The sequence below is a fragment of the Proteus sp. G2618 genome (assembly GCF_009915995.1).
Lineage (GTDB): Bacteria > Pseudomonadota > Gammaproteobacteria > Enterobacterales > Enterobacteriaceae > Proteus > Proteus terrae.
Map to the genome: position 1 here is coordinate 1 of NZ_JAABNI010000001.1, position 22,834 is coordinate 22,834.

The window sequence follows — 22,834 nt, forward strand, 5'->3', positions numbered from 1 at the left end:
CTCTGTCATAACGAACAACATGAACAACGATACCCCTGTGATTTTTGTAGTAGCGATCAAGTTTGTTTGGGTTCTCATTGTTCATTGCCCCGCTCTCCACTTGAAAAATAAAAATCAGCCCATGCCTTTTTAAGCGATTGTCTATCTACCAAATGTGCCGGTTTCTTGTAGTTGTCTGGTTGTTCGTCAGAGGCTATGATTTCTACATAGCGAAATGACTGACTACCCGAGACAGGTAAACAACGAAATTGCTTTTTAGGTATTAAATGCGCTAATCTACTCATGCTAATTTCTCTTCACACAATTGAAATTTGCAAACCGAAGCCAGAGGCCGTACACCTTTGGCTTCACCCTTTCTGGATATAGCCATCTTTAATTTCTCTTTTGATGTAACGAAACAAACGCATTCATAAATGTGCGGGTCTGTGAAATTAATCCATCCAACATCATTTTTATCTTTTGCTCTTCATCACCATCAATAACGCCATCAGCTAAACTATCTTTCATCAATAAGGCTAAACGCCCTTGCATTTCGTCAACATTGCTTCGTAATGTGAATAACTCGGTTGTATCTAGTTCAGCTGGATTGACTCTATCCACCAACAAGCGATTTGATTCACGAGCAACAAACTCAGCAAACAAAACGGTTTTAGAGATATCCTGCATTGCTAACAGCTCGTTTAAATCAAACGAACGACAACCGTTTTTCTCATAAAGCTTGTTGTTGAACGATGTTAAAGACAGACCAAGCGCACCAGCCATTGCCTCACGCCCACCAGCTGTTGCCTCACACATTTCTTTCACTACCTGTTTTATTGATTGGTTACTCATTTCCTACCACCATTGATAAATTCTTGTAGTTAACTGCTTTAAACGGTTTTGTTATTGTTTTGGTAGACCATCGGTTTTATTTGGGTAGAGATCAGGTCGTAGTTGATGCGGTGATACAACCCAACCACCTAATTCACATAGTTGAATCACTCGCTCTGCTGGTACTTTGTTATTTTTAATCCAGTTAAAAACTGACTGAGGGGAATTAAAGCCAAACATTCGAGATACAGCAGATGGCACTCCGATTGTTCTAATTGCTTTTTCTGTATAATTTTCTTGGTGCATAGATGCCTCTCCTTAAGTAATACACCAATACTACTTAAAGTAGACAAATAAAACAACTTAAAATAGAAATGACAAGGGTGAGATTGGTGGATAGAATTCTACTTATGGTAGAAAATAATAAATACGATAGTTTCGCTAAACGACTAACCCAGCGAATGAAAGAGGTTAATGTAGATATTCGGCAATTGTCCGAACAAGTTGGTGTGTCTTATGAAATGGCACGTCGATATACATTAGGCACAGCCAAACCTAGAGATGATAAGATGGAATTAGTTGCTAAAACCGTTTTTTCAACCCCCGCATATCTTGACTATGGTGTAGGTCTACAATCTGATCCTCAAAACGAATTTAATAAAGATACAGCCACAGTTAGACAAATCGAGGCTTTTGCGTCAGCAGGAAATGGCTATATTAATAATCCATTCCCAGAAGTAGTTAGATCAATAGAAATACCACAAGAACGTATTTATGAGTTATTTGGTCGTAGTAATCTAGACGGCGTAATGATCATCAATGTGGATGGTGATAGCATGACTCCCACACTGAACCCTAAAGACTTACTTTTTATAGATACCAAAATAAATCAGTTCAATGGTGATGGTATTTATATCTTTAACTTTGAAGATTCTACCTTTATTAAACGATTGCAACGCGTTAAAGGTAGGAAGTTAGCTGTAATATCAGATAATGATTTTTACCCTCCATTTTTTATTGATGATCATGAAATACATGAAGTTTATTTTCATGGAAAGCTTATAAGAAGCCTACCAATGTCATTTAAACAATTCGCATAAACATTAAAACCAACTAAAAGTTGGTTTTTTTACGCCCCTGCTTTCTACTTTTAGTTGTTGACAATATCTACTTTTAGTTGCATTCTATTTCTAAAGCGAAATAAAGTGTGTGAAGAGAATACTTATGACAACTGAACCAGTAATTATACCGCCAGCCAATTTCACTGATGCAGATGTTGTTGATTGGATGAAAGAGAAACTATCGTCTATCAAAGTCATCGGTGAGTTAAACGCAAGACGTGAAGAGCTGGTGGATAAACTAGCAAAACTGGATGCTGAAATAGCAGAGTACGCAAATAAAAGTGCTATTCAGACCCAAAGAAAATGATTTTTATGTGTGAAGAGAACGTGTGAAGAGAACGTGTGAAGAGAAACAATTGTGTGGGGAGAAATTGGCGTGAATAACTCAATGAGTAAAAATGACAGTGGCAAAATCAATGTAAGCTTAATTCATATTGATCCTGCCAACTTTACTGGTGCTGAATTACACGAGATTTTATCTAAAGGCTTTTATCCCTTTGTTCGGCTTAAAGATAGACTGAATCTAGTAAGCTTCCAATTAGCTGAACTTTACCATGTTACAGATGAAGCAAACAAAGCAGCTACTGATGCTTTAAATATTTCCATCCACTACCGAGGGTCCAACCTAGAGAGAGATCTACTTCAAAATCATCAGAAGATAAAGGAGATTTTAGGTTTTCTAGAAAACTTCGAGCCTTTTCAGGTAGAGGGTATGCAAGGAGATGTTCCTGCAAAACTATAATTTTTTCGCTATCAGTAAGTTTAGAAAATTGGTCAGGTGGTAATGTAGTTTTATTATAAATAAATGATTTTAAAGTATTAGTGAATGACTGTTTAAACCAAATATTTATTTCATTTTTTCGATATTCGTAAGTAACGACTTCAATAAGAAATAAAAGATAGGCTTTCTTGCGTACAGAATGTGATCTTGGATCGTTATCTTTAAAATAACAAGGTTCTAGTTTGTGAGCATTACAAAGTGAATCACTTAAATCGGCCCATAAATTTGAATAAATAGACATAGGTATTTCCTTTTAATGTTGGGGTAAAGGAAATATAGCAAGCTTCCTTCTGTTGGGGAATAGAGGAAACCACCACCGCCTGAGGTGGGAAAATAATCAGGCACAATATTTAAAGTGTGAAGAGAAACAATGACTGGCTGAGTCTTAAACCATTAACGGGGGTGCGGTGATAATGTTCTGCCCAGTCAGCCATTTTTATAGAGTTAGTTTTAGGATTGGTGAATGCACAGGCTGATGTGCTAGGCATGAGGGTGACCAGGTTCCTAGGCTGGGTGTACCGATTGTGAGTATGTAGCTCAGATGGTAGAGCGGTGAAAAAATCATGTGTCGCTGGTTCGATTCCAGTCATACAAGTAGGAGATAAGCACCTACCACCAATCACTAAAACTAACTCAATAAACAAGGGTACTGGCATTCATCCATGACAGTCCATATCAGGTATCTACTGTAGCTAGTGCCCTTTCTTATTGTGTGAAGTGATAACGTGAGGTTATAGAAATGAGCCAAGAAGATCGTAAGACAAATGTTCCCGACTTTCTTTCCGAATTGGACGCTGGCGTTTTTGAAAATAAAGTCTCTGCTGTTTTAAATGATGTGGCTTTAGGCGTTTTAAATAATGGTGGAAAAGGCAAAGTCACTATTGAATTAGATATTGCTCGCCTTAGTAATTCAATGGAAGAAAAACGAGTTGAAATAACTCATAAACTTAAATTCTCTGCACCAACACCACGCGGAAAACGGGCTGAAGAAGACACCACAAAAACACCAATGTACGTGGGTAAAGGTGGTAAGTTGACTATTATGCAAGAAGACCAAGGTCAATTATTTTCTTTGCAAGGTCAGCCCGACGGGAAATTAAAATCCGTTAATTAGTTTCCTTATTTTTAATTAAACCTATCCATTTAATTTAATGCTTTTAAATAAGTAGGAGTTTATTCATGTCTCAATTAGACGGTAATGCTATTTCGCAAATTCAAAATATGGCGGTGGCTTCATTAAGTCTCGATGCAATAGAGAAGTCTCTTTGCCCTGCCATTGTCCTTCCTAATGACTTTAAAGTAAGTAGTTTAGAAAACTTACAAGAAGGTCGCTTCCGTTTCCGTGGTGAAATGAAAACAACAAGCATCAGTGATTTTGTTAAATACTCAATCAAGAATGCAATTGATGAAGGTGTTAGCTGCTTTATTGATGCCAATGAAATGAGTGCCAAAACTATTTTCAATATCGGCACAATTGGTGAGCCTGGTCATGCTGATAATACGGCTCTTGTGAAATTAAAACAAACAGCCCCATTCGCAGCACTATTAAAAATTGATGGTGTTAAACATCGTCAAAAAGAATTAGCGGAATGGTTAGAAGACTGGCGTGATTATTTAATGGCGTTCGATGCTAACGGTAATGTTCTAGATATCAAACAAGCTATTTCTGCTGTTCGCCGTATTACGATTGAATCAACACGCTCTGCTGAACATGAAGATCACGATTTTAGTGCCAAACGTTCAGTATTAGAAAATGTTGAAGCAAGAAGCAAAGATGTTATGCCAACAGCATTCCAGTTCACCTGCACTCCGTATGACGAGTTAAAAGAACGTAACATTAAATTGCGTTATAGCGTACTTACTGGCGGTGATGTTCCTACCTTAGTGCTCCGTATTGTTCAACTTGAAAACCTTGAAGAGCAAATCGCTCAAGAGTTTCGCAATCTGCTTTGTGATGAATTCGATGAAAGTGAAATCGAAACATTCATTGGCAAATTTTCAGCTTAATTATTAATTAATCGCCATCTTATTGGTGGCGATCCGCTAATATTAAAATAAAACATGTGTATGAGTTGTTGAATTTAAAAAGAAGAGCAATATTATTAACATTTGATAATATACACTATCCAACCATCTATAATAGCTAACATTTATTCTGGAATCACATATGATTAACAAAACACTTATATTATTCAATAAATTCATAGATACTATGCTTGCTTTATTTATATCAACTTTCATTATATACGCTATGTATTCTGATAAAGTGGATATAATAAACCTATCAATATTTCTCGCATCTATGTTGATATATTATATTTCAATATGGCGTACTAACTACGTATCTCAAGTGATTTTAAGGGCATTAACTCTAGCAATAATAATCATATCTGGGGTGTTAATTTATAAAGGAACTAATAATATAGTAAGTGATTTTTTTAAAATTTATTATTTTGAGAACACTATATTTTTCTCATTTCTATTTTTTGTTAATACATTTTTTTACTATATAAATCAAAATAAAATAAAAAAACGTGAAGTACAAAGAAAGAAAAAACTGAGGGAAGAAAGAGAAAAAAGAGAGAAAAAAGAGAGGGAAGAAATATATAATAGAATAAGTAGTTCATTAAATGAACTATCACAAGAAGTAATATTAATAAAAAATATTATAACTAAATAATCAATTGCTCACCGCATTAATTAATATCTATTAAAACTGTGTACGGACAGTGTGGAGAGAAAATATGTCAGCACTAATAAAATATATAAAAATGAAAGAAATGGTTCAATTGACAGGGAAAAGCAAAACTACGTTATGGAGAATGTATGCAAAGAGAAAGGAATTCCCAAAACCACAAAAAACAAAAGGTGGTACGTTTTTAGGCTGGCCAGAACATGTCTATGAAGAGTGGGTTAGAAGTGAAAAACTGTAATGCTAACTTGACCCGTTACTTGACCCGCATCTCTTGCGGGTTTCTTTTTAAAATCTTGTAACTCATTGATTTTAAATGGTACGCCCTACAGGATTCGAACCTGTGACCTACGGCTTAGAAGGCCGTTGCTCTATCCAACTGAGCTAAGGGCGCCTAGAGGAACTTAGACGTCAGCAATCACTGCTGATAACGGGTGTGAATTATACGTTCAACATTCTGAGAGTCAACGCTTTTTCAACGATATCAAACTATATGGTCAAAATATGGCAAGTATTCGACTGACAGATTGCTCTTGATCTGACAAAATAGACCAATACCGTAATTGAATAATTTGGATGTATAGATGTCAGCAAGAATTATAGATGGGAAATCGATTGCGCAGACCATCAGAAGTGAAGTTGCAGAAAAAGTAAAACAACGTATTAATACAGGAAAACGAGCGCCTGGTTTAGCTGTTATTTTAGTGGGTGATAACCCAGCATCACAGATTTATGTTGGAAGTAAACGTCGCGCTTGTGAAGAAGTAGGCTTTATTTCTCACTCCTATGATTTACCAGATACTACCAGTGAAGCTGATTTATTAAATCTTATCGACCAGCTTAATGCAGACAACACCATCGATGGTATCCTCGTTCAGCTCCCTTTACCTGCCGGAATTGATAATGTTAAGGTTTTAGAACGCATTCATCCTGATAAGGATGTGGATGGCTTTCACCCTTACAATATCGGTCGCCTATGCCAGCGAGCACCTAAATTACGCCCTTGCACACCTCGTGGTATTGTCACACTACTAGAGCGTTGTAATATTCCTATGAATGGCTTAAATGCCGTTATTATTGGTGCATCAAATATTGTTGGTCGCCCGATGAGCTTAGAACTATTACTTGCGGGTTGTACAACAACGGTTACTCACCGTTTTACTAAAGATCTGCGCTTTCATGTTGAGCACGCGGATTTAGTTGTTGTGGCGGTAGGTAAGCCTAACTTTATTCCTGGTGAGTGGATTAAACCGGGTGCAATCGTGATTGATGTCGGTATAAACCGTCTTGAAAGTGGTAAAGTTGTCGGGGATGTTGATTTTGAGGCAGCATCTCAACGTGCGGGCTGGATTTCTCCTGTCCCTGGTGGTGTAGGTCCAATGACAGTAGCCACACTTATTCAAAATACTTTGCAAGCATGCGAAGAGTATCACGACCCTGAAACAGGAAATAATTAATCGATGGAAACATTTCAATTAGATGGGCATGACTATGTCGAGCTTTGTGATTTATTAAAACTTCAAGGTTGGACTGAAAGCGGAGCTGCTGCTAAAAGTGTCATTGCTGAAGGTTTAGTGAGTGTTGACGGCGAAGTTGAAACCCGTAAACGCTGTAAAATTGTTGCAGGAAAAGTGGTCACCTTTGGTGAGTTTTCCGTTAGCGTCAGCAAATAATCAGCAAATTAATTAATATTGAAAAAGCGTCGCTATCTTAGCCTCGCTTTTTTCTTTTTAATCCTTTTTTGCCTTTAATTCGCATTTTCTCCCTCTTTTTTCTTATTTAGTCATATTCCAAAAAGAAAAATCAATATAACCAATTGAATTAAAATAAAATAATAAAATTTAATTTAATTTATTTAAATTTAGATCATCATTTTTAAGCCGATCTATGGTTATAATCTCCTTTCGCAGTTCAGCAAATTGTACATTTTATAAAAAAACAGATAAAAAGAAATGCTATAAGTTATTATTTTATATATGGATAACACTTTTTAACCATTACTGTAAAACTTCAGCAACAACCCTTTTTATTGATATTTTTATCCGTTTATTCATGTTTAAATGCCCTTAAATGTGATTTAGATCTAATTTATTTCTACTTTCATTAGGCAAAAGAACATTGTTTGTACTAAATTACAGGTTATAATTTGAAACGATTCAGCCTAACAGCACTATTTTAGTTGTTATTTTGTGATATTTAAGTCTTTCTTGCCCTTTATCTAACAGGAGATTTTATGCTCGACTTACCCACTCAAGGTATCTCTGTCTTTGCTAAATTGCAGCAAAAACCGATGCCTGTTCTTTTATTTAAGGTAAGGAACTAGCATGAAACGCAGAGTAGCAACCATCACACTTAACCCTGCATATGATCTTGTTGGTTTAAGTAATCCCATTGAACTTGGTGAAGTTAATCGTGTTAAAACGGCTGGCTTCCATGCTGCTGGTAAAGGCATCAATGTGGCTAAGGTTTTAAAAAGCCTTGGCGTTGATGTTACTGTTGGCGGTTTTTTAGGCAAAGAAAACCAAGATGGATTCCAAAAAGAGTTCAGTGACTCCGGTATCGCTAACCGTTTTCAAATGGTTGAAGGCCGTACTCGTATTAATGTCAAACTCACAGAGCCTAATGGCAAAGTGACTGACTTCAATTTTTCAGGTTTTGAAATCACAAAACAAGACTGGACTCGCTTTGTTAACGACACGCTAAGTTGGGCGGGTCAATTTGATATGATTTGTGTCAGCGGTAGTGTTCCCCCGAGTGTTGATCTCAATGATTTCACTGCGTGGATGACACGCTTACGTCGCGAATGTATGTGCTTGATCTTCGACAGTAGCAGAGATGCTTTTGTCGCAGGATTAAAAGCCTCTCCTTGGTTAGTTAAACCTAATCATCATGAATTAGAGATTTGGGCAGGCAGACCTTTACCTGAACTTTCTGATGTTGTACAAGCGGCACAAACATTACGTCAGCAAGGTATTGCCCATGTTGTTATTTCATTAGGTGAACAAGGTGCTATGTGGGTAAATGCATCAGGTGCATGGATGGCAAAACCACCTAAATGTGATGTTGTAAGTACAGTTGGTGCTGGAGATTCAATGGTGGGTGGTTTAATTTATGGTTTAATGATGCGACAAACCAGTGAGCACACCTTACGTCTAGCTACTGCTGTTTCTGCGCTTGCTGTAAGCCAAACCAATGTTGGTATTCACGATCGTGAACAATTAGCAAAAATGATGGCAGAAGTAGAATTAACTCCTCTAAAATTATAAGTAATAACATTCGGTGGTAAGTTGAATAATATTAAGTAGAATTACCACTGCCTTCATTAAATATATTAACGCTATGTTATAAAGCTCTAAAATAGAATCTCTTAAATTGATTAATATTTATTTATTATTAAATCAAACTTTATTTTTTCTATTTATTCGATAAACTTCACTTTAATAAAATTTGATAAAGATATTCTAAAGCCAATAAAAACTTATTTCTGTTTTTAGGAGAAGTTATGGAAAGGCCCATAGTACTTTTATGGATCCAAGTTATTTCGGTATTATTTTTAGGTGTAAGTTTATTTATATTAGTTGCCGGGGCACCAATTTATTTATTAGCAATGGCAATGGGTGGCGGCCAAACAATGCTAGTGGGTTTTTTCATCATGCTGTGTCTAATTATAACAATGATAATGCAAGTTACAGCATGGATAAAACTAGCTAGAAATAGTAGAAATGCTTACTCTTTTTTGAAAATTTCATGGGTATGTTTATCTATTTCGCTCTTTTTTATGCTTAGTATTTCGATGTCATTAACAAATATGTCAGAGATTGGCTTTGTTGTTTTTTCTATTATCGTTATCTTAACACATCGGCTTTTTTTCTCTGAAAATGTGATTTCTTATTTTGAAGATAAACAAAAAGATAACGAAAGAAAAACTAGTATTATTAGTCAATAAATTAATCATCAGACAAAAAATATCGGATATTAAATATCCGATATTTTTATATTAAACATGTATTAAGTGTAACTACTCAATCATTGTATTAATTATTACGACGCCAAACTGTTCCTTGAGGACCATCTTCTAAAACAATCCCCATCGCTGTTAATGCGTCACGAGCAACATCAGCAGCAGCCCAATCTTTATTTTTACGAGCATCATTACGCTGTTGAATTAACGATTCAATTTTTTCAACTTCACCAGCATCATCTGCTTTAGCGCCACTTTGTAAGAAGAATTCAGGCTCTTGCTCTAATAAACCTAATACCTTAGCAAGTTTACGTAATACCGCGGCTAAGCCATTCGCTGCATTCATATCAACTGATTTTAGGCGATTCACTTCACGAGCTAAATCAAACAAAACTGAATAAGCTTCTGGTGTATTAAAATCATCGTTCATTGCGTCAATAAATTGTGCTTCAAACGTTTCACCACCCACAGGTTGTGCATCTGCATCAGTGCCACGTAATGAAGTATAGAGGCGTTCTAATGCAGTACGAGCCTGTTTTAAGTTTTCTTCAGTGTAGTTAAGTTGACTACGATAATGGCCTGATAATAAGAAATAACGCACAGTTTCAGCATCGTAATAAGCCAATACATCACGAATAGTAAAAAAGTTATTAAGTGATTTAGACATTTTTTCTTTGTCTACCATCACCATACCAGAATGCATCCAGTAATTAACGTAAGGGCCATCATGGGCACAAGTTGATTGTGCAATCTCATTTTCGTGATGAGGGAACATTAAGTCTGAACCACCACCATGAATATCAAAATGATGTCCTAATTCTTTACCATTCATCGCAGAACATTCGATATGCCAACCCGGGCGGCCTTCTCCCCATGGAGACTCCCAGCTTGGTTCACCCGGTTTAGACATTTTCCATAAGACGAAATCCATTGGATTGCGTTTTACGTTAGCCACTTCAACACGAGCACCGGCTTGTAGTTGCTCTAAATCTTGGCGAGAAAGTAAACCATAATCAGGATCAGTATCAATCGCAAACATCACATCGCCATTGTCGGCAACGTAAGCATGTCCACGTTTAATTAACGCTTCTGTTAATTCTATAATTTCAGCAATATGGTGTGTTGCACGCGGCTCTGAATCAGGGCGAGCAATATTTAATGCATCAAAATCTTTATGCATTTCAGCTAACATACGAGTCGTTAATTGCTCACATGTTTCATTATTTTCAATCGCACGTTTGATGATTTTATCATCCACATCCGTTACGTTACGAACATAGTTAACATCGTATCCTAAGTAACGCAGATAACGGGTTATGGCGTCAAAAGCCACAAATGTACGTCCATGACCAATATGGCATAAGTCATAAATAGTGATGCCACACACGTACATACCTATTTTTCCTGCATGGATAGGTTTAAATTCTTCTTTTTGGCGAGTGAGAGTATTAAAAATCTTTAGCATCAGTGGACGTTCCCGTTTTCAACTGTACGTGTTTATTACGTTTTTATATAAAAGAAAATAACAATTACTATAACATGAATGTTTATTAGGATATTGGATCTTGAAGACAAAGCAAACTCAAGATTAGTACCTTTATCTTACTCCGCTTAACACTTATTTTCACTGTTCAATCGTTGATAGTGAACAATCAAACTTCTGTTATGTGGCTAAATTTTAGCGAAAAGTGTTTTTTTCTCTATTACTGATTTATTTAGCAAGAAAAATCAGAACGAGAAAAAGATGCATACTGACTAAATTAGGCAACTGTGATATAAAAACGGGACTGTTGTTTATGCCCAAATCTGGGTAAAGCTAAAATTATATTAGGATCTGAATATGGTTACTTTTCATACCAATTACGGCGATATCGTGATTAATACATTTGCAGACAAAGCACCTGCAACCGTAGAAAATTTTTTAGACTACTGTAAAGAAGGATTCTACGATAACACTATTTTCCACCGTGTCATCAATGGTTTTATGATCCAAGGTGGTGGCTTTGAACCAGGTATGAACCAAAAAGCGACCAAAGCGCCTGTAAGAAACGAAGCAAACAATGGCCTAGCAAACAACCGCGGTACATTAGCAATGGCTCGTACGAACGATCCACATTCTGCTACTGCTCAATTCTTTATCAACGTTGCAGACAACGATTTCTTAAACTTCCGTGCTGAAAACGCAAATGGTTGGGGATATTGTGTCTTTGCTGAAGTTGTTGAAGGCATGGACGTTGTTGATAAAATTAAAGCTGTTTCCACAGGTCGTAGCGGTTTCCACCAAGATGTTCCTCGTGAAGATATCGTCATTAAAAGTGTAACGGTTAGCGAATAAGCCTCACTTTTTATGTGTACGCTTTTTATTGCAGACCTGCATTTAAGTGAACATGAACCGGCAACCACTGCCGGTTTTCTTCGCTTTTTAAAAGAACAAGCTATTCATGCAAAAGCTCTTTATATCCTAGGTGATTTTTTTGATTTTTGGATAGGTGACGATGATCCTAATCCTTTGCATCAACAAATTGCTCAAGCTCTGATGACGCTAAAAAATGCAGGAGTACCTTGTTATTTTATTCATGGAAATCGTGATTTTTTAATTGGCTCTCGTTTTGCAAAAGAGAGTGGTATCACCTTACTTCCACAAGAAAAAGTACTCGAAATTGAGAAGCATCGCATCCTAATTTTGCATGGTGATACACTTTGTACAGATGATGAAGCGTATCAACGTTACCGTAAAAAAGTGCATAATAAATTTATTCAGCGCTTATTCTTACAACTGCCTCTATTTATTCGACTGCGTATCGCTGACAAAATGCGTTCACGTAGCCAGCACGAAAATCAGTATAAGTCTGATGCTATTATGGATGTTAATCCGCAGGCAGTGATTGATACTTTTAAGCATTTCAATACAGAATGGATGATCCATGGTCATACTCATCGTCCAGCAATTCATACTGTTAATATTGATGATAAAATACATTATCGTGGTGTATTAGGTGCTTGGCATACTGAAGGTTCTATGTTTAAAGTAACGGCTGAAAAAATAGAACTTATTCATTTTCCCTTCTAAGTTGTTTTGCTTATTTTCTACATAAAAAGGCTATTTTTTCTTTACGCAAACGTTTTCCTATGCGTATTAGCGTGATACTATCATGCTCAGTTTATTAGGCTATATCCGTTTATGCTTACAGGAGCAGTTAAGTAATGTCTTCTCAAGTTGGTCTAAATACCTCTTCCGCTCGTATCGCTATTGTAATGGGCTCTAAAAGTGACTGGGCAACAATGTCTCATGCCACTGATGTACTAGACGCACTACAACTTCCTTATCATGTTGAGATTGTCTCTGCACACCGTACCCCTGATAAGCTATTTAGCTTTGCAGAACAAGCCAAAAGTAATGGCTTTGATGTCATTATTGCCGGAGCAGGCGGTGCTGCCCATTTACCGGGTATGCTCGCAGCAAAAACACTCGTCCCTGTATTAGGTGTTCCTGTTCAAAGTGCAGCATTAAGCGGTGTTGATAGCCTTTACTCTATTGTACAAATGCCGAAAGGAATTCCTGTGGGAACCTTAGCGATTGGTAAAGCTGGTGCCGCCAATGCCGCTTTATTAGCCGCTCAAATTTTAGCATTACACTCCCCTACTATTTTTGAAGCACTAACAGCATGGCGTACTGCACAAACTGATGATGTCTTAAATAACCCTGATCCAAGGGAGGCACTATGAAGCCAGTTTGTGTTCTTGGAAATGGCCAACTAGGGCGAATGCTAAGACAAGCCGGTGAACCTTTAGGAATTGCAGTTTATCCAGTGGGATTAGATGCAGAACCTGAAGCAGTTCCTTATCAAAAAAGCATCATCACAGCTGAAATTGAACGCTGGCCTGAAACTGCACTCACCAAAGAATTAGAACGTCATACTAATTTTGTAAACCGTGACATTTTCCCATTGCTTGCCGATAGATTACCTCAAAAACAACTCCTTGATGAGCTAGGTTTAGCAACAGCACCTTGGCAACCATTAACATCACCAACACAATGGCCTGATATCTTCGCTCAATTGGGTGATTTTATTATTGTGAAGCGCCGTGTTGGTGGGTATGACGGTCGTGGTCAATGGCGAATTCATCCCGGTGAAGAACAACAATTACCTGCTGAAATTTATGGTGAGTGTATTGTTGAGCAAGGTATTCCTTTTTCAGGTGAAGTGTCATTAGTAGGTGCAAGAGATAGTAACGGAAATTGTGTTTTCTACCCTTTGACTCACAACCTGCATCAAGATGGCATTTTACGCATGAGTGTTGCCTTACCAACACCTGCGTCAAAACTACAACAATCAGCGGAAAAAATGCTGACCCCCATCCTTAATAAGCTCAATTATGTGGGTGTAATGGCGATGGAGTGCTTTATCGTTGGTGATAAATTACTTATTAACGAATTAGCCCCTCGAGTTCATAACAGTGGTCATTGGACACAAAATGGTGCCTCAATTAGCCAGTTTGAGTTACATCTACGTGCAATTTTGGATTTACCTATGCCAAAACCTGAGGTTTGCCAACCGGCAGTAATGGTTAATTTGATTGGTACTGATGTCAACCCTCAATGGCTTTCATTACCATTAGTTCATTTACATTGGTATGAAAAAGAAGTTCGCCCTGTCCGCAAAGTGGGCCATCTCAATCTTGTACATCGCGATAATCAACCACTGAAAGAGACACTCAAATCATTAAGCTTGATGCTTGATGATGCTTATCAGTACCCTATCAAATGGGCTTTAGAAAAATTAAGCTAGCAGTCCGACTCATAAAGTTAGAGAATAATAGCCTTTAAACGAACAGGCCTTAGATAAAGAGGTCTGTTATTCGCTATTTTCTCCTGATTATTCAGGTTACTGCACCCATTTGATGGAGTCAGGATGCAAGCCACGCAACAGACTTTTGGGCCCGCTTATCAGTGGAGTATGCTGATATTATTGGGCTTTGTGTATTTTTTAGCTACCGCAACCACATTTACTTCTTTAGGCGTTGTTCTTCCTAGTATGATAAACGAGCTAGAGTGGAACTGGACTCAAGCAGGCCTTGGCTTTACGTTATTAGGATTAACCTGCGGTCTTGCGAGTTTTTTACCTACATTGCTGATCCGTAAATTAAGTGTTCGCCTTACACTACTTATCGGATTAATCATTTTTGTCAGTGGTTTCTATTTTCTTTATGAAACATACACCATTGCACGTTATTTTCTCGGTACTGCGCTGTTAGGTATTGGTTTTACGCTACTGGCTACTGTACCCGGTACTTATGTTATTTCCCGCTTATTTGAAAAACAGTCCTTTGCCTTTGGTGTTTATTTTACCATTGGTGGGTTAGGTGGTGTTGCTGGGCCTTGGATCTATTTTTTAGCAACCCATTTATGGCATACATGGCGAATGCACTGGCTTATTTCAGCGATCACACTTACTCTTGTTACTCTTCTCACTATTTTATTTTTACGCGAAGGCACTAAAGAACAAGAGCACGCAAAAAAAATTAGCCAACTTCAAACCACAAAACGTATCTATCAAACTAAAGAGATTTGGACGGCTCGTCATGCTTTAAGAACATGGCAATTTTATGTTATTGCTGCGACTTATACGGCCTTTTTATGGTGTGGGATCACGGTCAATAGTTTTGCTGTTGCACATATTATTGAAAATGGTTTTGGTGAAACTATTGCCGCAACACTATTGAGTAGTATGGCATTTATTAATGCTTTCTCACGCCTAGCTGGTGGGGCTATTGGTGAATGGTTAGAACCTAAAAAATTACTTATCGCAAGTTTAAGTATTATTATCATTGGGTTGCTCTCACTAAGTATGGCTAATTCTTGGATTTACCTAATCTTATTTACGGTTTGTGTCGGTATCGGTTATGGCATGACATTCTTAGCATCAAGTATTTTACTTGCTAATTATTTTGGCCGCTCTCCTTACCTTGAGCTATTTTCAGTGATGAATTTAATTTCAACACTGGCTTGTTTAGCACCTTTCTTTGCTGGAGCAATCAAAGATATTTCAGGTAGTTTTACACCTGCATTCTTGATTTTAACCATCCCTGTTTTACTGATTTTAGCGATAACACTGTTTATGAAACCACCAGTCTATCCTAAATTTCAGCATGCAAGTGAACAAGAAAAGTAACCATTAAATAAGCAAGATAGTGAGTTTCGTATTATAAGAACGCATTTTCTAAGGAGACATTAAGCTGATGAATGATGCATTAATAATAAAATACTCAATAGGTGTTGGCATAGCTTTAGCCTGTTTTGTTGGTTTTGTCGCCGTATCTTTTTTTCATGACAAAAAGAAAAAACGCCGCAGAAATATTATTATTCATATCAGCCAAGCTATCTTGCTTTGTAGTTTAGTGCTTATCTTAAGCCAATATTGTGAAATGGCCGTGGTCGATTTTAATCTCCACTTTATCTCCTTTAGGATGATTAATTTTTTCACCTATGTCGGCATTGCATTAATTTTAATGAGAAAGTTTTTCTTACTAATTAATCGATTAGAAAAAGTTCAAATTAAAAAAGGTAGTGACCCTACTTCTGCTCGTATTATTTCTCGCATATTTAAAATCACTCTATTTGTCATTATCATTTTATTGTTCGGTGAGCATTTTGGTATGAGCTTATCCGGCTTAATGACATTTGGCGGATTAGGTGGTATCGCCATTGGCATGGCAAGTAAAGATGTATTAAGTAATCTTTTCTCAGGGGTCATGCTCTATTTCGATCGTCCTTTTAATATTGGTGATTGGGTTCGATCTCCTGATCGTAATATTGAAGGAACAGTAGTTGAAATTGGATGGCGTATTACCAAAATTATCACGTTTGATCATCGACCACTTTATATTCCTAACTCAATTTTTTCCTCTATTAGTGTGGAAAACCCGGGAAGAATGACTAATCGACGTATTGAAACTGAACTCGGTTTACGTTACGAAGATTCAGATAAAATTGGCGTGATCGTTGAAGATATTCGCACCATGCTGATGCAAAATGACAAAATCGATACACAACAAACTTTGTTAGTCTATTTTAATCAATTTGCAGACTCTTCACTCAATATCATGGTGTATTGTTTTACTAAAACAACAGTATGGGCGCAGTGGCTTGAAGCTCAGCAAGAAGTCTATTTAAAGATAATTGAGATTGTGCATAAACATGGCGCTGATTTTGCTTTTCCATCTCAAACGGTCTATATCGAAAAACCTTCTCCAATTACCCAATAATACAAAATGGATAAGTTTATTTTCTCATAAACTTATCCATTCACCCACTTGCCAAAGTGGTGAATTATGCGTTTCAAATGCATAAAACCACCTAATTTATCTTTTAATTTATTTCAATCACATTCACAACCAAGTATATTGTTCGCCAATTCTTCTATTGATAAAAACGCGAGTATAATGAAAAAAATGAAGTTGGCGTGTCACCCTACTCTTTCACACTATTTTTATTGTGAACGTCCGATTGTTGATATTGTTGATGCAAATTTAACGCAAGTGTCAGCAGTAGTTTTGTCATTGTCAGATATTGAGTCTGGCGAACTATATCGCATTCATCAAACAGGCTTTCAACTCCCCGTATTTATTGCAGTTAATCTTAATGATACAGTCAGTGCTGAATTACTTAATCAAGTTTCAGGGATTGTGATTACAGATAAAAGCGCACATCAAAAAAATAGTACGTTGATTAATGAAGCTGCACAGCAATATGAAAAGAGTCTGACAACACCATTTTTTTCACGCTTAGTGAATTATGTTGCCGAAAAGAACGTTGCTTTTGATTGTCCCGGTCATCAAGGCGGGGAGTTCTTTCGTCGTCATCCCGCAGGGGAACAGTTTTATCAATATTTTGGTGAGAATCTATTTCGCTCTGATCTCTGTAATGCTGATGTGGAAATGGGTGATTTACTTATTCATGAAGGTGCGCCTTATGAGGCCCAAACTTTCGCAGCGCAAGTGTTTAATGCCGATAAAACCTATTTTGTTTTAAATGGAACATCCTCTTCTAATAAAGTTGCCTTAAATGCCTTATTGGCACCGAATGATTTAGTGCTATTTGATAGAAATAACCATAAATCCAATCATCATGGCGCGTTACTTCAAGCCGGAGCGACACCTATTTATTTAGAAACCGCTCGTAATCCCTTTGGCTTTATCGGAGGTATAGATGCACATTGCTTTGAAGAGAGCTATTTACGCCAACAAATCGCAGAAATTACGCCAGAACGCCAATTCGATAAACGCCCTTTTCGCTTAGCCGTTATTCAACTGGGTACTTATGACGGTACGATTTACAACGCAAGACAAGTTGTCGATAAAATTGGTCATCTTTGTGATTACATTTTATTTGATTCTGCATGGGTTGGTTATGAACAATTCATTCCGATGATGAAACAGTGTTCCCCTTTATTACTAACGCTTAATAAAGACGATCCCGGTATTCTGGTTACTCAATCAGTTCATAAGCAATTAGCGGGCTTTTCACAAACCTCACAGATACATAAAAAAGATGCGCACCTTAAAGGGCAATCACGTTATGTTAATCATAAACGTATGAATAATGCTTTTATGATCCATGCGTCCACCAGCCCATTTTATCCCCTTTTTGCGGCTCTTGATGTCAATGCAAAAATGCATTCGGGTAAAAGTGGTGAAGCAATGTGGATGAGTTGCGTAAAACAAGGCATCGAAGCTCGTAAATCATTACTAAAACAGTGTCAGTTTATTAAGCCATTTATTCCTGAAGTAGTTGATGGACTTGCTTGGCAAGATCACGACACCGATGAAATCGCTCACGATCAACGTTTTTTCAATTTTATTCCTAATGATAATTGGCACTCATTTGAAGGTTACGCCACCAATCAATACTTTGTTGATCCTTGCAAATTAATGCTTACAACGCCGGGGATCGATCCTCATACAGGGGAATATGAATCCTTTGGTGTACCAGCATCTATTTTGGCAAATTATCTACGTGAGCACGGTGTTATTCCTGAAAAAAGCGACCTTAATTCAATCTTATTTTTGCTGACTCCCGCAGAGGATCAAGCGAAATTTGATCGCTTAACCTCTTTGATTGTTCAATTTGAAAAGTACTTAGTTGAAGATGTGCCATTAGAAAATATATTGCCTTCTGTTTATCGTCGCTATCAATCTCGTTATCAGGGCTATACATTGCGTCAACTCTGTCAGGAAATGCATGATATTTGTGTCACATATAATATCAAGTTGCTACAAAAACAGATGTTTAGAAAAAGTCATTTTCCTAAGCGAGCACTAAGTCCGCAACAAGCTAATATTGAGTTTGTTCGTGGTAATATTGAGTTTTTACCTTTAAATAAATTAGCAGGCAGAATTGCCGCAGAAGGTGCTTTACCTTATCCACCAGGTGTTTTATGTGCTGTCCCCGGTGAAATTTGGGATGGTGCTGTTTTACGCTATTTTCAGGCACTTGAAGTCACGATTAATCAACTACCAGGTTTTTCAACTGAACTTCAAGGAGTTTATATTTATGATGAAGATGATGGCAGCAAGCGCATTTATGCTTATGTTATAAAAGAATAATTGTCTAATCCTTCCCCATAAAAAATGCTGATATTTAATAACATCAGCATTTTTATTTAACTCTATTTATAAGCCCAACTTATTTCAACTATTCGCCTTGAATTCGTCGATACTGCCCTTTATCTTGCAACAATCTGATCCCTAAGATACTGCCACATAATGAAAGTAATAGTGCAGCAACAATAGGTACAATGATCCACATTCCCCATTGCGGTTGCCAAGGGAAATTAAACACCGATATTTGTAATAAACTTAATGCAACCTCCGCACCAATCGCCGCAGCTAATCCCGCCATTAAACCTAATAATGCAAATTCAGCCCAAAGAGTCTGTCTTAATAATGAATTACCTGCGCCTAATGTTCGATATACCACTAGCTCAATACGTCGCTGTGTCATTCCTACCTGAATTTGGGCAACTAACAATAACGCACCACAGATCATTACCAATCCAACCATAATCTCCAATGCTCGACTGACTTGCTGTAAGATTTGTTGAACTTGCTGAATTAATGCGCCTGTATCTAATACGCTTACAGTTGGAAATTGCCGATTAAGTGCCGTAATTAACGTCCCTTCACCATTGTAATAAAAACTACTCATCCATTTTTCTGGCTGATTACTTAACCCTTCTTCAGAGAAGATAAAGAAGAAGTTAGGACGCATATTTTCCCAATCAACATGGCGAATGCTAGTAACAATCGACTTAAATTCACGAGTATCACCAACAAATGTTAATTCATCACCCAATTTAATTTCGAGTTGTTCAGCAACACCTTGATCAAGAGAAACACCATTTCCCACTGGAGGCCATGTTCCCTCAACAATCACGTTATCTTTTGGCAACTCGCTATGCCACGTTAAGTTAAGCTCTCGACGAACAGTGTTATTACCAGCATCACGTTTATCTGCCCACTCTTTAGCATTATTCTCATTAATCTGCGTTAAGCGCGCTAATACCACAGGAAATGCATCCGTTGGTTCAACGTTATACTTTGCCAACAAGGTATTAACTTCTTGAACTTGAGGTGCAGACATATTGATCAGAAAGTAATTAGGGCTATCTTCGGGTAACTGTTTTTGCCATTTATCTAATAAATCACCTTGGATCAGCACCAATAGTGTTAACAACATAAATGAAAGTGCAAAAGCAGCCAATTGAGTCATGGTCTGAAAAGGCTGTCGCAACAAGCGAGTTACTGCTAAGCGCGCACTGAGTTGGCGAAATTTAAACTGCTTTAACACCCACAATCCAAGCCAACCAATCCCCCCCAATAAAAAAGCAATAACAACAACACCAAATAGAATTGACCAGAGTAAAACGCCCGTCCCCGCAAAAAGCGTCAAAGCACCAACAATAATTAAGCCTACAATCGGTAAATAGTAACGAAGAGGCCAGATAGGTGCCGTGGTATCACTTCTTAATACACGAGAAGGTTGTGTCGCCATTAGTTGATAATAAGGTCTTAATCCTGTTAATAAAGCTATTAACAACAAGGAACCCACTGACCATACCCATGGTAAGAAACTCGCTTCAGGTAAACTTTTAGGTAACACTGGTGCTAAAATTTGTAGCAATATTGCCTCAAAAACAAGCCCGACTAATGAGCCTACAACAATAGCACCAATTAAGATCACCCCCCACTGCCCAACGATCCACTTTCTCAATGCCCGTTTATCTGCACCTAGTGTTTTTAATACCGCGATTAAGGTATGACGAGTCCGGCAATAATGAGCCATTGAAACAGCAACCGCTGATATAGCAAGCAATAATGTCAATAGAGCTGATAGCAAAAGAAAGTTTTTTGCACGCTCCATTGATTGTGAAAGTGCCCCGCTATCTTGTTTTAAACTATTCCAACGCTGATCTGGCTTTAATAGTGGGTCGAAGCGTTGCTGATAACTATCAATCACCGCTTCATCGCCCGCAAACATATAGCGATAAGTCAGGCGGCTTCCGGGTTGCACAGCTCCAGTTGCTTCCACATCATCAAGATTAATTAAAATACGGGGGGCGATTTGAAAAGGATTAAACCCACTGTCTGGCTCTTGAATTAATACACCACTGATAGTAAATGAAGCATCGCCTACATCAATATTATCGCCGACTTTTATATCAAGTAATTCAAGTAATCTAGCACCAACAAGGGCCGTCCCTTTTTCAGGCTTTAAGCCTGCTGGCTCTGTTTCTAACTCACCATACAATGGATATAAATTATCTGCGCCTTTCACCAACGCAAGCTGAGGTGTATCACCTTCAGGCGCATAAGACATGGTAGTAAATTGCATTTGACGGCTGAGGGTTAACCCTTCCTTCTTCGCCTCAGCAAGCCAGTTTTCATCAACAGGATAAGATGCACGTAAGACTAAATCACCAGCGATCAAATCGCGGCTTTGAGCATAAATGCTTTTATCGATGCGATCACCTATCCGCCCTAAAGCGAGCACACAAGCAACTGCCAGCGCTAAAGAAAGCCAAACAATTAATAATGCAGGAGAACGCCATTCACGCCAAAACCAACGCCAAATCATGACTCCTCCTTAAGTTGTCCATCAACTAATCGTAATCGTCTTTGACAACGAGCAGCTAGCTCATTGTCATGAGTCACTAAAATCAAGGTTGTTGCATAATCTCGGTTAAGAGAGAACAACAAGTCAGCAATTTTATCGCCAGTTTTACGATCAAGGTTCCCTGTTGGTTCATCCGCAAAAAGAATGGCAGGTTGAGTGCAAAATGCTCTTGCTAATGCAACGCGCTGTTGCTCACCGCCAGAAAGCTGTGCTGGCATATGGTATAAACGTTCACCTAACCCTAACAGCTTAAGTAAATCAACTGCACGCGCATGGCTGTGCTTTTCTGACTCACCTTTTAATAATGCGGGCAACTGCACATTTTCAAGTGCATTCAATGTTGGGATCAACATAAATGATTGAAAAACAAAACCAACATGTTCAGCACGCAACTTGGCACGCTCTTCTTCATTCATTTTTGTGAGATCTTCCCCCATCAAATGCACATTGCCAGAGGTGCCATCATCTAACCCCGCGATGATCCCTAACAGGGTCGATTTACCCGATCCTGACTCACCAATTAACGCAATTGTTTGTGCAGGCTCGACAACTAGCTCAACACCCTGCAATATAGAGATCTGACTATCACCTTGTCCTACTTGTTTGGTTAACTGATGAACTTCAAGAACCTTTTCCGTCGACATACATTTTTCCTTATCGTTATGATGATGTTTAGCTTTAAGGCAATTGCTGCTGATACCTTTTTGATCTTTGGTGACAGCTTGAGTGCAGGATACCGTCTTCCAATTGAAAGCGCATGGCCACAACGCCTTGCTGATAAATGGAAAACAACCTACCCTGATATTAATGTTGTTAATGCAAGCATTAGTGGTGAAACAGCCTTTCAGGGACAAAATAGGCTTCCTGATTTATTAAAACAGCATCAACCACGCTGGGTTTTAATTGAATTAGGTGCAAATGATGGTTTACAGGGATACCCTGTTGCACAAACAAAAGAGGCATTACAAAACATCATTACACAAGTGAAAGATGCCGGTGCAACGCCACTTTTTATGCAAATAATGATTTCACCTAATTACGGTAAACGTTATACACAATCATTTTCAGCTATCTATCCAAAACTCGCTGAAGATAATGCGCTTCCTCTGCTTCCTTTTTATATGGAGAAAATCGCTGATAAGCCTGAGTGGATGCAAAATGACAGCATACACCCCAATGAAGATGCTCAGCCTTTTATTACGCAGTGGATGGATGAAACATTATCCCCTTACCTAACACGTTAGACTATTCTGACAGTAGTTGACGTAGATTAAACGAGATTAATTGTAAAATT

25 protein-coding genes and 1 tRNA gene are annotated in these 22,834 nt (G+C 37.8%); 18 read left to right on the top strand and 8 right to left on the bottom strand.

Annotated elements, in window-relative coordinates:
- Positions 1 to 74: 74 nt before the first annotated feature.
- The 3 genes from GWJ01_RS00010 to GWJ01_RS00020 form a co-directional block, all read right to left on the bottom strand.
- A complete protein-coding gene (locus GWJ01_RS00010) occupies positions 75 to 284 on the bottom strand; it encodes a hypothetical protein (RefSeq protein WP_072070914.1) in 210 nt (69 codons plus the stop codon).
- Positions 285 to 372: 88 nt separating this feature from the next.
- Complete coding sequence (locus GWJ01_RS00015; protein WP_072065169.1) at positions 373 to 831, bottom strand: YmfL family putative regulatory protein; 459 nt, start codon at positions 829 to 831, stop codon at positions 373 to 375.
- Between the two features lie 51 nt (positions 832 to 882).
- Entirely contained in the window at positions 883 to 1,116 is a 234-nt protein-coding gene (locus tag GWJ01_RS00020; RefSeq protein ID WP_006533952.1) for a transcriptional regulator, read from the bottom strand.
- Positions 1,117 to 1,202: 86 nt separating this feature from the next.
- On the opposite strand from GWJ01_RS00020, the gene GWJ01_RS00025 reads away from it, so the two are divergent.
- Both GWJ01_RS00025 and GWJ01_RS00030 read left to right on the top strand, forming a co-directional pair.
- The gene (locus GWJ01_RS00025; protein WP_290013676.1) at positions 1,203 to 1,910 is read left to right on the top strand and encodes a LexA family transcriptional regulator; all 708 of its coding nucleotides are present in this window, start codon (positions 1,203 to 1,205) and stop codon (positions 1,908 to 1,910) included.
- A gap of 124 nt (positions 1,911 to 2,034) precedes the next feature.
- On the top strand, positions 2,035 to 2,238 hold the full coding sequence (locus tag GWJ01_RS00030; RefSeq protein WP_161710550.1) for a hypothetical protein: 204 nt from the start codon (positions 2,035 to 2,037) through the stop codon (positions 2,236 to 2,238).
- 274 nt (positions 2,239 to 2,512) lie between these two features.
- Here GWJ01_RS00030 and GWJ01_RS18985 read toward each other — a convergent pair whose 3' ends face one another.
- Complete coding sequence (locus GWJ01_RS18985; RefSeq protein ID WP_161710551.1) at positions 2,513 to 2,953, bottom strand: ECs1072 family phage-associated protein; 441 nt, start codon at positions 2,951 to 2,953, stop codon at positions 2,513 to 2,515.
- 498 nt (positions 2,954 to 3,451) lie between these two features.
- On the opposite strand from GWJ01_RS18985, the gene GWJ01_RS00040 reads away from it, so the two are divergent.
- The 4 genes from GWJ01_RS00040 to GWJ01_RS00055 all read left to right on the top strand — a co-directional run bounded on the left by GWJ01_RS00040 (position 3,452) and on the right by GWJ01_RS00055 (position 5,645).
- Complete coding sequence (locus tag GWJ01_RS00040; RefSeq protein ID WP_006533955.1) at positions 3,452 to 3,826, top strand: hypothetical protein; 375 nt, start codon at positions 3,452 to 3,454, stop codon at positions 3,824 to 3,826.
- Positions 3,827 to 3,891: 65 nt separating this feature from the next.
- On the top strand, positions 3,892 to 4,719 hold the full coding sequence (locus GWJ01_RS00045; protein WP_161710552.1) for a YfdQ family protein: 828 nt from the start codon (positions 3,892 to 3,894) through the stop codon (positions 4,717 to 4,719).
- A 160-nt stretch (positions 4,720 to 4,879) separates the two neighbouring features.
- Positions 4,880 to 5,392: a hypothetical protein gene (locus GWJ01_RS00050; protein WP_161710553.1), complete on the top strand. Its 513-nt coding sequence runs from the start codon at positions 4,880 to 4,882 to the stop codon at positions 5,390 to 5,392.
- Positions 5,393 to 5,456: 64 nt separating this feature from the next.
- Positions 5,457 to 5,645, top strand: a complete 189-nt coding sequence (locus GWJ01_RS00055) for a helix-turn-helix transcriptional regulator (RefSeq protein WP_099660096.1) — start codon at positions 5,457 to 5,459, stop codon at positions 5,643 to 5,645.
- 76 nt (positions 5,646 to 5,721) lie between these two features.
- Here GWJ01_RS00055 and GWJ01_RS00060 read toward each other — a convergent pair.
- Positions 5,722 to 5,798: transfer RNA gene (locus GWJ01_RS00060), tRNA-Arg, on the bottom strand.
- A gap of 190 nt (positions 5,799 to 5,988) precedes the next feature.
- Between GWJ01_RS00060 and folD the strand changes: the two genes are divergently transcribed.
- The 4 genes from folD (at position 5,989) to GWJ01_RS00080 (ending at position 9,350) form a co-directional block, all read left to right on the top strand.
- Positions 5,989 to 6,861, top strand: coding sequence for a bifunctional methylenetetrahydrofolate dehydrogenase/methenyltetrahydrofolate cyclohydrolase FolD (gene folD, locus GWJ01_RS00065; protein WP_109395572.1), 873 nt, complete (start codon positions 5,989 to 5,991; stop codon positions 6,859 to 6,861).
- 3 nt (positions 6,862 to 6,864) lie between these two features.
- Entirely contained in the window at positions 6,865 to 7,077 is a 213-nt protein-coding gene (ybcJ, locus tag GWJ01_RS00070; protein ID WP_023582608.1) for a ribosome-associated protein YbcJ, read from the top strand.
- Positions 7,078 to 7,728: 651 nt separating this feature from the next.
- The gene (gene fruK / locus GWJ01_RS00075; RefSeq protein ID WP_109401427.1) at positions 7,729 to 8,670 is read left to right on the top strand and encodes a 1-phosphofructokinase; all 942 of its coding nucleotides are present in this window, start codon (positions 7,729 to 7,731) and stop codon (positions 8,668 to 8,670) included.
- A gap of 236 nt (positions 8,671 to 8,906) precedes the next feature.
- Positions 8,907 to 9,350, top strand: a complete 444-nt coding sequence (locus GWJ01_RS00080) for a hypothetical protein (protein ID WP_109395570.1) — start codon at positions 8,907 to 8,909, stop codon at positions 9,348 to 9,350.
- Positions 9,351 to 9,438: 88 nt separating this feature from the next.
- Here the strand turns inward: GWJ01_RS00080 and cysS are convergent, their stop codons facing one another.
- Positions 9,439 to 10,830, bottom strand: coding sequence for a cysteine--tRNA ligase (gene cysS / locus GWJ01_RS00085; RefSeq protein ID WP_109395569.1), 1,392 nt, complete (start codon positions 10,828 to 10,830; stop codon positions 9,439 to 9,441).
- Positions 10,831 to 11,205: 375 nt separating this feature from the next.
- Here cysS and ppiB point away from each other — a divergent pair, with 375 nt between their 5' ends.
- The 7 genes from ppiB to GWJ01_RS00120 all read left to right on the top strand — a co-directional run bounded on the left by ppiB (position 11,206) and on the right by GWJ01_RS00120 (position 18,971).
- A complete protein-coding gene (gene ppiB, locus GWJ01_RS00090) occupies positions 11,206 to 11,700 on the top strand; it encodes a peptidylprolyl isomerase B (protein ID WP_006533972.1) in 495 nt (164 codons plus the stop codon).
- Between the two features lie 12 nt (positions 11,701 to 11,712).
- Positions 11,713 to 12,435, top strand: coding sequence for a UDP-2,3-diacylglucosamine diphosphatase (locus GWJ01_RS00095; RefSeq protein ID WP_109395568.1), 723 nt, complete (start codon positions 11,713 to 11,715; stop codon positions 12,433 to 12,435).
- 134 nt (positions 12,436 to 12,569) lie between these two features.
- Positions 12,570 to 13,091, top strand: a complete 522-nt coding sequence (gene purE / locus GWJ01_RS00100) for a 5-(carboxyamino)imidazole ribonucleotide mutase (RefSeq protein ID WP_075673942.1) — start codon at positions 12,570 to 12,572, stop codon at positions 13,089 to 13,091.
- A complete protein-coding gene (gene purK / locus GWJ01_RS00105; protein ID WP_109395567.1) occupies positions 13,088 to 14,155 on the top strand; it encodes a 5-(carboxyamino)imidazole ribonucleotide synthase in 1,068 nt (355 codons plus the stop codon). Before purE ends, purK begins: the two co-directional genes overlap by 4 nt.
- 123 nt (positions 14,156 to 14,278) lie before the next feature.
- The gene (locus GWJ01_RS00110; protein ID WP_109395566.1) at positions 14,279 to 15,538 is read left to right on the top strand and encodes an MFS transporter; all 1,260 of its coding nucleotides are present in this window, start codon (positions 14,279 to 14,281) and stop codon (positions 15,536 to 15,538) included.
- A gap of 67 nt (positions 15,539 to 15,605) precedes the next feature.
- The gene (locus GWJ01_RS00115; RefSeq protein ID WP_109395565.1) at positions 15,606 to 16,631 is read left to right on the top strand and encodes a mechanosensitive ion channel family protein; all 1,026 of its coding nucleotides are present in this window, start codon (positions 15,606 to 15,608) and stop codon (positions 16,629 to 16,631) included.
- Positions 16,632 to 16,808: 177 nt separating this feature from the next.
- Positions 16,809 to 18,971, top strand: coding sequence for an ornithine decarboxylase (locus GWJ01_RS00120; RefSeq protein WP_161710554.1), 2,163 nt, complete (start codon positions 16,809 to 16,811; stop codon positions 18,969 to 18,971).
- 88 nt (positions 18,972 to 19,059) lie between these two features.
- On the opposite strand, the gene ybbP is transcribed toward GWJ01_RS00120, so the two are convergent.
- Complete coding sequence (gene ybbP, locus GWJ01_RS00125; protein ID WP_161710555.1) at positions 19,060 to 21,501, bottom strand: putative ABC transporter permease subunit YbbP; 2,442 nt, start codon at positions 21,499 to 21,501, stop codon at positions 19,060 to 19,062.
- Positions 21,498 to 22,184 carry a putative ABC transporter ATP-binding protein YbbA gene (gene ybbA / locus GWJ01_RS00130; RefSeq protein WP_109395563.1) on the bottom strand — a complete coding sequence of 229 codons (687 nt, stop codon included), beginning with the start codon at positions 22,182 to 22,184 and terminating at the stop codon, positions 21,498 to 21,500. Before ybbA ends, ybbP begins: the two co-directional genes overlap by 4 nt.
- On the opposite strand from ybbA, the gene tesA reads away from it, so the two are divergent.
- A complete protein-coding gene (gene tesA / locus GWJ01_RS00135; protein ID WP_075673935.1) occupies positions 22,155 to 22,784 on the top strand; it encodes a multifunctional acyl-CoA thioesterase I/protease I/lysophospholipase L1 in 630 nt (209 codons plus the stop codon). The genes ybbA and tesA overlap by 30 nt on opposite strands.
- Positions 22,785 to 22,834: the final 50 nt, after the last annotated feature.